Raw genomic sequence first — 11180 nt, 5'->3', positions numbered from 1 at the left:
GGGGATTTGATGGTTAAGGAAAGAAAAAACTTTCAAAGGATTTACGATCTCACTGAACGTGTTTTACCCTCGTGGGTCGATACTTCAACTCCAGATATGGGGGATGTAGGAAGATTTCTTATTCACAGAGCGCTAAACGCTCACGGACTGGCGCGAGCGAAGGAGATAAGGGATCATATCCACCTTGCAGAAAAAAATACTATTGAAGCGGTTTTGCGAGATATGGTTGAAACGGAAGAGGTTTTATCTGTTAAGATGGAAAATACCGACAATATGGAATACTATCTATTACCCGGAACCTTGGAGAAAACTGGGGCAAGAAAAAAAACAAATATGAGACTGGAGTTACTTTCTCCATTCGACAACCTTGTTATACAAAGAGATAGACTTAAAAGAATCTTTGACTTTGATTACCAGCTTGAATGTTACGTTCCCTCAAAGAAAAGAAAGTACGGTTATTTCATGCTCCCTGTCCTCTGGGGTAACGAATTCGTTGCAAAGCTTGACCCTAAGGCCAAGAGAGCGAGCAATCTTTTACTGGTGAAAAAACTGCTCTTCGAACCCGGATTCAAGGATTATGACGCAATCCTTTCACCATTATCGATACTACTCAGACAATATGCGCTTTTTAACAATCTTGATGGCATAAAAGTCGAGAAGACCGTGCCTGTTTTTTTTAAGAATATGCTTCAGAAGTCACTTCGCTGAGGCATAATCGAAGACCGTAAAAAATCCTTGACAAAAACCCTGCTTATCCGTAAGCTTGGAGATGCAAAAGATGTTACGCTGGCTTTGGATACCGGTCTTCTTAATTTTGATTGCTGCTTGTTTTATAGGTGTCGTTTCAGGAGACCTTGAGGAAATAATCCGCAACGCTGTTGTGCTTTGTCTCTCATGCATCGGAATAGGTTAACATAAGGATTAGTTAGATGAGAAGAACGATAGTCCAGATTGTTTCGTGGCTAGTTATAAACTACAACTTTCCTGGCTTCATTGGAAGGATATTCGACAAGTTCGGTTTAACGCAGAGTAAGGCAATGGCCAATATCGTTGGAGCAAGCAACAATCTCGTTGATATGACAACGAAAAGTGTCTGTGTTCCAGGTCTCAACTGCTATTCATGCCCTACCGCAGGCGGAGCCTGTCCTATGGGTTCAATTCAGCATTTCATAGCCCTTAAGCAGATTCCTTTTTTTGCAGCAGGTTCCATGCTTGCCATATCGGCAGTTGTTGGAAGAATGCCTTGCGGATGGCTTTGTCCTTTCGGATGGCTTCAGGATCTCCTGTATAAGATTCCTACATTCAAACTCAAACTCCCTTATTGGACCCATTATCTGAAGTATATCTTTCTTGTCGGAGTAGCAGGAATAGTCGTTTTCTTGACAGGAGAAACCTGGTTCTGCAAGCTGTGCCCTGCCGGGGCTTTTGGAGCAGGCATCCCGCAGATTCTTCTCGATGATCAGTTGCCCAGACTTCTAGGATGGCTTTTTATAACAAAGCTAGGAATACTGGCAATTACTCTTGTTCTTTCAATTTTCTCAAAAAGGCCATTTTGTCGGATATGCGCTTTAGGAGCAATATTCTCGCTAGGTAATCCTTTAAGCCTCTTCAGGCTCAGGGTTGATAAAGCCAACTGCAACAAATGCGATATGTGCTATCGGGTGTGCCCTATGGAAATAAGACCGTATCAGAACCCTCAAAGCACCGCATGCATTCGGTGCCTTGAATGTACAAGGTGTGAATTGATTGATTTCGTTACTGTATTTAAGATGCCTGAATCGGTAAAACCTGTTTCAGGCGGAGCAAGCGCCAGGGGTACTGAATGAAATACGGATTGATACTTGCTGCCGGTCGTGGTGAGCGTTTCGGATTCAAGAAGCAAAGAGTTCTCCTTGGCGGTCATCCCCTTGCACTCTGGAGCATCCTTGCATTTGAACAATCACCTTCAGTAGATTATATTGTCATGGTTACCGATGAGGAAAGCGTTGAATTTTTTGAAAGCGAGATTAAGGAAAGAGGCATTGAGAAAGTTGAAGCCGTTGTTCCCGGCGGCGAAAAAAGGATTGATTCTCTTAAAGCAGGCCTTAAGGTGATGAATAATGAAGGTTATATAGCGGTTCATGACGGCGCAAGACCGTTTGTGCGGGTTGAAGATTTATCGAAAGGGTTTGATATAGTTGAAAAGAAAGGACCCGCAATCTACGCTATACCCTCCACAGATACGCTAAAGAAAGTGCACAATAATATCGTCAGCGAGACTCTGCCAAGACAAGCCATCTATCGTGCGCAAACCCCCCAGTTTTTCTCTCTGCCGATGCTTAGGGATGCACTTAAGAAAGCCGACGAGATAGGCTTCAATGGAACTGACGAAGCAAGTTACGTTGAACTCCTAGGAGAAAAAATTCATATCATTCAAGGACGAGAGGAGAATCTTAAAATAACTTTCCGCCACGATCTTGAGCTTGCCGAAGAACTTATAGCGGCAGGCACCTGTCCCTGAGAAGTGAAAAACATATCAATTCTCGGCTCAACAGGAACAATAGGCAGATTGACTCTTGACGTTATCCAGAAACTAACCGGAAAATTCAAGATTTCTGGTCTTGCGGCAAACAGAAATGTACAGATTCTCTCTGAACAGATAGAAATGTGCTCGCCTGCGGAGGCTGTAGTGTTTGACGAAGAACAATGCTCATCATTAAAAGCTTCGAAATCGACAAGATTGGGTTGCGGTGCTGAAGAGCTTGTTTCGCTTGCAACAAGGCCGGATTTGGACATACTTGTTGTTGCAATGACAGGCACGGCCGCAGTTGATGCCGTGCTTGAGGCCTTAAGGCTGGGAAAGAGAGTGGCTCTTGCTTCAAAGGAAATCCTTGTGAGCTATGGCGAACATGTAAAAAAAGCGCTTCTTGAAGGCAAAGGAGAGCTATTACCCATAGACTCGGAACACAGCGCCCTTCACCAGTGTCTTGATGGTCAGGATTCGAGGGCTATAAAACGGATTATACTCACGGCATCCGGGGGGCCGTTCAGAGACAAGGACTACAAAAGGGCAACCCCCGAAGATGTTCTGAATCACCCAACCTGGAATATGGGTAAACGTATAACAGTTGATTCCGCTACGCTAATGAACAAAGGTTTTGAGGTCATCGAAGCCAGCTGGCTTTTTGATCTCTTGCCGGAGAAGATTGAAGTAGTAATTCACCCTCAATCAATTGTTCATTCCATGGTGGAGTTCATTGACGGCTCCCTTCTCGCTCAATTATCAATGCCCGATATGAGACTCCCTATCGAATACGCTTTGCTTTATCCTGAAAGAGGTCCCAGATTGATTGAAGGACTCGATCTTGCAAGTATAGGGGTTCTTGAGTTTTCGAAGCCTGACTTTGAACGTTTTCCGGCGCTTTCTATAGCATATGAGGCATTGATTAAGGGCGGGACATCTCCTTGTGTGCTTGAAGCTGCAGACCATGAAGCGGTCGAACAGTTTCTTTCAAGAAAACTTGATTTCGAACAAATCCCCCGTATCATCAATGACGCTTTGAAAAATCATAATCATGTACAGGATCCCTCTCTGGAGCAGATTCGCGATGCCCAGCGATTCGCGAGAGAATTTGTGATAAAAGGAGTCTGATGCAGCTTTCTCTTGACATATTAGTCGTTGTACTCGTATTCGTGGTCCTTATAGGTTTCCACGAGTTCGGACATCTCATCGCCGCAAAACTTGCTAAAATACCTGTCGAAAAGTTTTCAATCGGCTTTGGCCCGGCGATAATCAAATGGAAAAAGGGTGAGACCCAGTATCAGCTATCAGTTGTTCCGCTGGGCGGATACGTAAAACTCAAAGGCGAGGATTTTGACGATCCTGAAGGATTTTTTTCGTTCCCGTTCGGCCGCAAGGCTATTACAATGGGAGCGGGCATCCTTGCTAACTTTGCTCTGTCCATCATTTTATATTTTATCATCGGACTTGGCTGGGGAATAGAGTCTCCTAAACCCGTAATTGATTTTCCGGAGAATTCACCCTTGGCGAAATCGGGTCTCGAGCCTGGAGACAGTGTTGTTTCTGTTAACGGAAAGCAAATAAAAGACTATCTTGATTTCGCCCGAAGATTAAATGCCAAAGATACCGTTACTGTGAAAATTTTTCGAAGCGGGGTTGAAGAAACCTTCTCGATACCGCCTTCCGATTCATTCATAGTTGAACCTAGGCTTGCACCAGTTGTTGGTCATGTATTATCATCAACGCCTGCAGAAAAAGCCGGAATGAAGTCTGGCGACAGAATATTAACCATTGACGCTAAGCCGATTTATTCCTGGTCAGAGATGGTCAGTTCCGTAAAAACAGCAGATACTGCTAAACCCCTTGAGTTTACATGGCTCCACGGCACGGATACGGTAGTCCGCAAGCTTAAACCTGAGCATTCAAAGATAACCGGTTCAAGAGGTATCGGGGTACTTGTATACGTGCCAACGCGGCCATTGAGTTTTGGTGAGGCTCTCTGGCTGCCTTTAGCCAGGACAGCCCAGGTTACAGCTCAAATCACTACAACTATTGTAAAACTGATAATAGGCAAGGAGTCGGTAAGGAATCTCGGCGGACCGATACTTATAGCGCAGCTTTCCGCCCAAACAAGAAGGATGGGTTTCGAAAGCCTGCTTGGTTTGATAGCGCTTCTTTCAATAAGTCTGGCAGTAATCAACCTTGTACCGATTCCTTTAATGGACGGCGGTCGGATACTGATTTTTTTAATTGAAAAAATAATAGGAAGGAGATTCGGGAAGAGGGTCTGGACCATAACAACCAATATAGGAGTAATACTCGTGATAGCGTTGCTAGGTCTCTCTTTGTTCAACGACATCTTCAGAATCGTAAGCAAGGGATAGCAAGTGAAGAAAAGTTTGAGGATTCTTTTTGCCGCACTTGCGTGCGTATTATTCGCATTGATAATGCTCATACCAATACCCGGCATGGAACAACCAGCAAGAATCACGCTGGCTGTTTTCGCCCTCGCTCTCGTGCTCTGGGTATCTGAAGCCATCCCCCTTTATGTTACTGCATTCGTCATAGCAGGATTACTTGCCGTGCTTCTTACTCCGAAGCTTCCGGCTGTAAAGGAAGGCTATGCCGTTTTCCTCTCGCCCTTCTTTTCGCCTACGATTCTTCTGTTCCTCGGCGGCTTCATTCTGGCCGCAGGACTCGAACGCTTTGGTCTCGATTCACTGATTGCATCCGCTATTTTGAAAAGGGTCGGGAAAAAGCCGAAGGCGATCGTCGCGGGATTCATGGGGGTTACCGCGCTCGTATCAATGTGGATGTCTAATACCGCCGCCACGGCGATAATGATTGCGGTCGCTCTTCCGCTTGTCAGAACTCTCGATACTGATGATCCTCTAAGGATAGCTATTCTTATCGGAATCCCTTTCGGCGCTAACATAGGCGGAATTGGCACTCCTATCGGAACCCCGCCGAACGCAATAGCGATTGCGGCCTTAAGAAATCATGGTATTACTTTGAGTTTTCTTCAGTGGATGGGAATAGCGGTCCCTGTTATGCTTCTTCTTCTGGTGCTTACGTGGTTTTTTATTACGCTTATATTCCCTCCAAAGACAAAGGAGGTGTCCTTCAAGCTTGAAACGGAGAGACGCATGGGATGGAGAGATTGGGTGGTTGTGGGAACGATGTTTGCAACCGTAATAGGATGGTTCAGCGAGCCGCTCCATAAGATTCCTGATGCAATTATATCGCTTCTTCCCGCTATCGTTTTCTTCTCTCTGGGAATTCTGAGAAGAAAGGATTTTGAAACCCTGGGCTGGGACGTTCTGATTTTAATGGGTGGCGGATTATCGCTCGGCAAAGCCGTTTCCCTTTCCGGACTCGATAAATGGTTCGTCAATTCACTCGGAATGCACAATCTTTCTCCTTTAGCCGTGCTGGGCGGGTTTATTCTCATCGCCATAATTCTCACTAATTTTATATCCAACACTTCCGTAGCGGCTCTCATCATACCTTTAACATTCGGTTTCTCTGCATCTTCAAGCTCTCTGGTCGTTAGCGTAGCAATCGCTGCATCTGCTTCAATGCTCTTGCCTGTATCTACGCCGCCAAACGCTATTGCATTCAGTTCCGGAATGCTTAAAGTAAAGGACATGGCTCGAATCGGAGCGATTGTAGCAGGTGTTGCCGCGGTACTGATTTTCGTTTTTGGAATATTGGTATGGCCAATACTTAATATAATACCTAAATAAGGGTCCCTCCCTTATCTCCTTTCGTGAAGGAGGAAAAATGTCGGTTTCAGTCAAGCTTGAGACTTGCCCGAAGTGCCAGTCTAAAAAAATGGAGAATTTAGTCAGAGTAGAGGCTGGTCAGCATGTAAAGGTGTACGTAAGGTGTTTGGAGTGCCAGACATTCGTTGCCAGATATACACTTGAACGTTATACGTCCGATAAACCCTATGAATCGCTTCTTAAGAACCTTCGCGGCCAGTCAAACACAATAGGTACAAGGGAATTAGCCAGAGAGATTGAGGCTTTCTCCCAGGAGATAGAAAAGGAATTCATGGAAACTTCAAAGATACCGGCTGCAAGACTGCGAGTCGAGGAGATGATAGTCGATTCAAAAATACAGGAGGACTAAGAAAGAAAACGAAGAGTTCAATCGTTTAAATTGCGTAATAATGCTAAATTGACGACAAAAAATCTTTGAGGGTAGTCAGGCTGCGTTGAACATAAGCTTCGCGCTTAGATTTTTTCCCTTTAGGTTCAGTCGATAGGGTTGGAAGGATTCCAAAAATGGGTTTTGTAGGCGTAAAACGGTTATCGCAGGATTCCAATTGGTCATCCCCTGAGATGTAAGAAAGAAGACTTCCAAGCATGGTCTCACGAGGGATCCTTAAAGGCTCTCTGTGTTTTAAAATGTGTGAGGCATTTATCCCAGCCACAAGACCTGTAGCAATAGCCGAAAGATACCCTTCTGCGCCTGATAGTTGACCGCAAACCAATAAGTCGGTACGATTGCGGAATTGAAGTGTCGGCTTGATTAACTGAGGAGCCTCTATATAGGTGTTGCGGTGCATCCTCCCGTACCTTATGAATTCCGCATTTTCAAGGCCCGGAATCATCCTGAAGACCCTCTCCTGTTCAGAGTTTCTGAGGTTGGTTTGGAATCCTACCAGATTGTACATAGTTCCTTGAATGTTCTCAGGTCTCAATTGCACGACAGCGTAAGGCCTTTTCCCTTCGCAGTCCCTGAAACCTGTCGGCCTCAGGGTTCCATATGCAAGAGAGTCCTGTCCCCTTCGCGCTACCTCTTCAACTGGAAGACACCCTTCAAAAAAACAAAGCTTCTCGAAATCATGCCTGGGATGCTCTTCTGCGGAAGCAAGAGCGCTCTGCAGTTGAAGATACTGTGTCTTATCCAGGAATGCGTTCAAGAAACCGGCATCTCCTGCGTCGTACCTCGATGACTTATGCAGTTTCTCCAAGTTGAGGGAATCCTTGTCCACCATTGGGGCAATTGCGTCGAAAAAATAGAGGAATTGCAGGCCGCAAAACTCTGATATCGACGCCGAGAGTTTTTCCGATGTCAAAGGACCGCTCGCCATTATGCTTAGGCCATCTGGAACCTTGGTGACTTCTTCACGGATTATTTCAACACCAAGATGCTTTTCAAGAAGATTTGTGACTTGTTTTGAGAACTTTTCTCTGTCTACGGTAAGAGCGGTGCCTGCAGGAACAGCGTTTGCTTCGGCAATCTTTAGAAGCTCGCAATCGAGCATCCTGATTTCTTCTTTTAAGAGCCCCTGAGCCCGCAGCGGGTCTGTTGAGCCAAGCGAGTTCGAGCAAACAAGTTCCGCGAGACTGCCTGTCGAATGTGCTGGCGTCATGCAATTGGGTCTCATCTCGTATAACTTAACCTTGACGCCCCGCTTTGCAGCCTCCATTGCCGCCGACGAACCCGCAAGGCCGCCTCCTACGACAGTCAAACTAGATGAAGAAACAGCCAAAACTAATTAGTATCCGATATCGCTTCATTCTTAAGGGAATCCGTTTCAGCGGCAGGTTCTTTATTCATCTCAACAGGAACCGTCTTGATGTTTGAATCTTTTGAAATCTCGGTATCGGATATGATTGATAAAGGCGCGGCGGATGCAGGCTTAATTGTATCGGGTTTTACAATCTCGATTTTGTTAAGTGAATCCAGGATAGTTTGCAGTTGTTCTTTTGTCAGAGTTGAATCGGAAGGCGCGGAATAGAATTTAAGGCTTTTCGCAAAACTAGGCGCTGTAGCTGGAAAATCGCTAAGGGACATGTCCCGCATGAGTTTGAATGCTTTCTCGGTAGTATCCTTAGAAGGTCCTCCTGGCGGTATCTGCAGAAATGAATGTACCTCGCCCTGCTGAAAACGGCCAATTGAATCGACTTCAACTACTAAAAGGGGAGCATATCCAAGCTCGGCAACAAGCTGCATGCAGGCGTAAGTGCAGAAATTCCCAAGGCTGTATGCAATAATTCTATCTTTATATATCTCCATTCCACGCGGCACATGTGGACCGTGGCCTATAATGACGTCTGCACCTGCATCTATCATCGCATGAGCAAATTGTATAACGTTGCCTCTGGGTTCTCCGTATAGATTCTCTTGCTCGTTCTTTGTGTGAAGAGCATTGGTTCCTTCAGTACCTCCATGAAAACTAACAACGAGTATATCGTATTCGCTTGAGAGTTTTGAGACTTCTTCTCTACACTGGTCAATATTCAGTATAGAACGCGGAGGACCGCCTACAGCAAAAGCGATAACGCCAATCTTAGTGTCATCTACTACAAAACCAGCAACATCGCCTTCCTTGCCTGAATGCTTAATTCCAAGGCTGTCGAGAATCTTTTTTGTCTCCCAGTACCCCTGGCCTCCAAAATCCATTGAGTGATTGTTAGCCAGTCCCATGACATCAAATCCTGCGTCTTGCAGGTTCCAGGCAAGCGAGGGTGGACACCGAAAGGCGAATGTCTTTCCCGAACCCATTACTTTTGTGCAACCTTGCGAGCAAGTAATCGGGCCTTCGAGATTTCCGAATGCAATATCGACCGCCCTGAGTATTGGAGCCGCATCCTTAAACAGCAAGGCGCCGTTCTGTGAAGGAAGACGTGGAGCCGGATAATCCGTACCCATCATGATATCTCCCACAGCCGCAATGGTAATTCTTTTTGGAGGTGGCGGTGGTTTCAGGGTATCAACCCTGCCTTCTGGAGTACGGATTATCTTACCTACAACCCCGGTTGATGCAAGAACAATACCTGCGATTCCAAGAACAGCCACTATAAGCCCTGCGGCCAAAAAAGACAACTTCCTTTTGGACATCTTCAAAAAATCTCCTTTCTTTCAAGCCAGAATAATGGGTCGACCGGCGCCCCGCGGACATATAAACTCATATGCAGATGAGGTCCGGTCGCAAGTCCGGTTGCTCCGACAAAACCAAGTGTATCTCCCGCTTTCGCAACCATCCCTTCATCTACAACCCTCTTCGACATGTGCATATATACGCTTTTGAGCCCTGCTCCATGATCAAGAATGACGAAAGTACCTTGCCGAATGAAAGTATCTCTTGCCATTATGATCGCACCGGAACAAGGAGCAATAATAGGAGTTCCTTCAACCACGGCAAAATCAACCCCTGCGTGGTTCCACAGCTTTTTGCCGTTAGACCAGCGTTCATCGCCGTAAGTTCCAGATATGGTTTTTTTACAGGGCATCTCGATTGGAGCGATTCCATAGAAGCCTACGGATGGCAAACTTATGGCTTCGCTTACAATCTTGAATTCTTCTTCCTTTCGCCGTTCGTTCGATGTATCGATAGCTGATTGTTTGGATTCCGGAAATGTTATATATGATTTTCTGAACTCTCTTTTTACAACCAATATCGACGTATCAATAACTTTTTTTTCATTCCACCCGTCTGAAAAACGGATTACTAGTGATTTGTGTCCTGGAGGGGTATTGTACGATGTCCCGATAATAGCAGTCAAACATGAATTAATATTCACTAGTGGAACAGGCTGCCCCATATATTCCACAGATGTTATAACTTGTTCATCTGTCATCATCCCAATTAAAAGCATGTCGCCTTGCTTTAAAGTGTCAGCTGATAATTTGAGATTCACGAAGGAAACGATGATCATGACTAACTTCAGCATATTTGAAGTTTACACATTTCGACAGTTCAGTCAAGGTTTTTGGCTGCCCTTTTACGTTTCTAAATCGGTTTAATGAACCGTGGGTTCGAATCATTGTGATGACTTGACAATGCCTGTTTTTTACCTATCATAATACCAAAGGAGGATATGATGTTAGTCAAAAAGCTGTTAGCTACATCTGCCTTGTTTGCTTTCCTCCTCGGATGTTCAGTGGTTCAGGTCGGTGGAAATGCAAATACATATTTCCCTACGCATGACGGGAATAAATGGACTTTTAAGGTTGATACAAAAGGGGAGCCAGAGAAGTACTATAAGACCTGGGAACTGAGGCAATTAAGTGACGGCTGCTACTATTGGGTCTCGGATGAGATTAGTATCGCTTCGTCTAGTATAGACAATTCTACCGAACCTTTTATCGATAGTGTATCAGCTATAGTTGATTCTGCACTGTACTGGCGCGGAGCGAATTTGATTATCCCTACCCAACGCAATGAAACGAATTCTTTCTCAAAAACGAAGTTGAAGACCGACTACTTCGAATTCGATGATTGTTTATTTATCAGGGGACAATCCAACGGAGAGAGTATTCATTATGAAATATGGTTCGCAAACGGGATAGGTCCTGTATTGATTGATGAATTTAAGGGCGGCGTACTGTCTAGAAAATTCACTTTAGTGGATTTTTATTCTTCTAATTAGAAACAACTAACAGCGATATGTTAATCTAAAGCTAAAGGAGGGGGAATATTTTGTATAAATTGAGTTAATTCTCAAAAATAATATATTTTGGAGGAGACAATGTCTATTTGTGAAGTCCTTAAAAAAAGCGAAGCATTCAACCAGCTTAACGGTGCTGAATGCACGGCTATAGCTGAAATCGGAAAGGAAAGGAATATTAAGGCCGGTACTATCCTCGGGACAGAGGGAGAAAAAGCTGAAGAGTTTTACCTGGTTGTCGATGGACAGTTGGAAATTTCTACGAATGCGGCTCT

At 44.9% G+C, this 11180-nt stretch carries 13 protein-coding genes; 10 read left to right on the top strand and 3 right to left on the bottom strand.

Going from position 1 to position 11180, the window contains the following annotated elements:
- The 8 genes from GX441_05505 to GX441_05470 form a co-directional block, all read left to right on the top strand.
- A partial coding sequence (locus GX441_05505) for a winged helix-turn-helix domain-containing protein (protein ID NLI98101.1) occupies window positions 1-708 on the top strand: 708 nt, incomplete at its 5' end.
- Window positions 709-769: 61 nt separating this feature from the next.
- Window positions 770-913: a hypothetical protein gene (locus tag GX441_05500; GenBank protein ID NLI98100.1), complete on the top strand. Its 144-nt coding sequence runs from the start codon at window positions 770-772 to the stop codon at window positions 911-913.
- 16 nt (window positions 914-929) lie between these two features.
- On the top strand, window positions 930-1826 hold the full coding sequence (locus tag GX441_05495) for a 4Fe-4S binding protein (GenBank protein NLI98099.1): 897 nt from the start codon (window positions 930-932) through the stop codon (window positions 1824-1826).
- The gene (gene ispD / locus GX441_05490) at window positions 1823-2500 is read left to right on the top strand and encodes a 2-C-methyl-D-erythritol 4-phosphate cytidylyltransferase (protein NLI98098.1); all 678 of its coding nucleotides are present in this window, start codon (window positions 1823-1825) and stop codon (window positions 2498-2500) included. Before GX441_05495 ends, ispD begins: the two co-directional genes overlap by 4 nt.
- Window positions 2501-2503: 3 nt before the next feature.
- Window positions 2504-3631, top strand: coding sequence for a 1-deoxy-D-xylulose-5-phosphate reductoisomerase (locus GX441_05485; protein NLI98097.1), 1128 nt, complete (start codon window positions 2504-2506; stop codon window positions 3629-3631).
- Complete coding sequence (rseP, locus tag GX441_05480; protein NLI98096.1) at window positions 3631-4884, top strand: RIP metalloprotease RseP; 1254 nt, start codon at window positions 3631-3633, stop codon at window positions 4882-4884. The genes GX441_05485 and rseP overlap by 1 nt, the downstream gene beginning before the upstream one ends.
- Window positions 4885-4887: 3 nt before the next feature.
- Window positions 4888-6246: a DASS family sodium-coupled anion symporter gene (locus GX441_05475; protein ID NLI98095.1), complete on the top strand. Its 1359-nt coding sequence runs from the start codon at window positions 4888-4890 to the stop codon at window positions 6244-6246.
- 37 nt (window positions 6247-6283) lie between these two features.
- Window positions 6284-6634 (top strand): hypothetical protein, encoded by a 351-nt coding sequence (locus GX441_05470; protein NLI98094.1) that lies wholly within the window; start codon window positions 6284-6286, stop codon window positions 6632-6634.
- 43 nt (window positions 6635-6677) lie between these two features.
- Here GX441_05470 and GX441_05465 read toward each other — a convergent pair whose 3' ends face one another.
- The 3 genes from GX441_05465 to GX441_05455 are packed head-to-tail and all read right to left on the bottom strand — an operon-like array spanning window position 6678 to window position 10188.
- Window positions 6678-7982 (bottom strand): methylenetetrahydrofolate--tRNA-(uracil(54)-C(5))-methyltransferase (FADH(2)-oxidizing) TrmFO, encoded by a 1305-nt coding sequence (locus tag GX441_05465; GenBank protein ID NLI98093.1) that lies wholly within the window; start codon window positions 7980-7982, stop codon window positions 6678-6680.
- Window positions 7983-8005: 23 nt separating this feature from the next.
- Window positions 8006-9355: a CapA family protein gene (locus GX441_05460; protein NLI98092.1), complete on the bottom strand. Its 1350-nt coding sequence runs from the start codon at window positions 9353-9355 to the stop codon at window positions 8006-8008.
- A 2-nt stretch (window positions 9356-9357) separates the two neighbouring features.
- Window positions 9358-10188, bottom strand: coding sequence for a M23 family metallopeptidase (locus GX441_05455; protein NLI98091.1), 831 nt, complete (start codon window positions 10186-10188; stop codon window positions 9358-9360).
- A gap of 147 nt (window positions 10189-10335) precedes the next feature.
- On the opposite strand from GX441_05455, the gene GX441_05450 reads away from it, so the two are divergent.
- A complete protein-coding gene (locus GX441_05450; GenBank protein NLI98090.1) occupies window positions 10336-10887 on the top strand; it encodes a hypothetical protein in 552 nt (183 codons plus the stop codon).
- 99 nt (window positions 10888-10986) lie between these two features.
- Window positions 10987-11180, top strand: a 194-nt coding sequence (locus tag GX441_05445) for a hypothetical protein (GenBank protein NLI98089.1), incomplete at its 3' end; no start/stop codon positions are given.

Source organism: bacterium, from assembly GCA_012517375.1.
Taxonomy (GTDB): Bacteria; Hydrothermota; Tepidihabitantia; order B3-TA06; family B3-TA06; genus JAAYVC01.
Note: the sequence above shows the minus strand (reverse complement) of the source record. Positions and strands in the feature narration are given on the sequence as shown.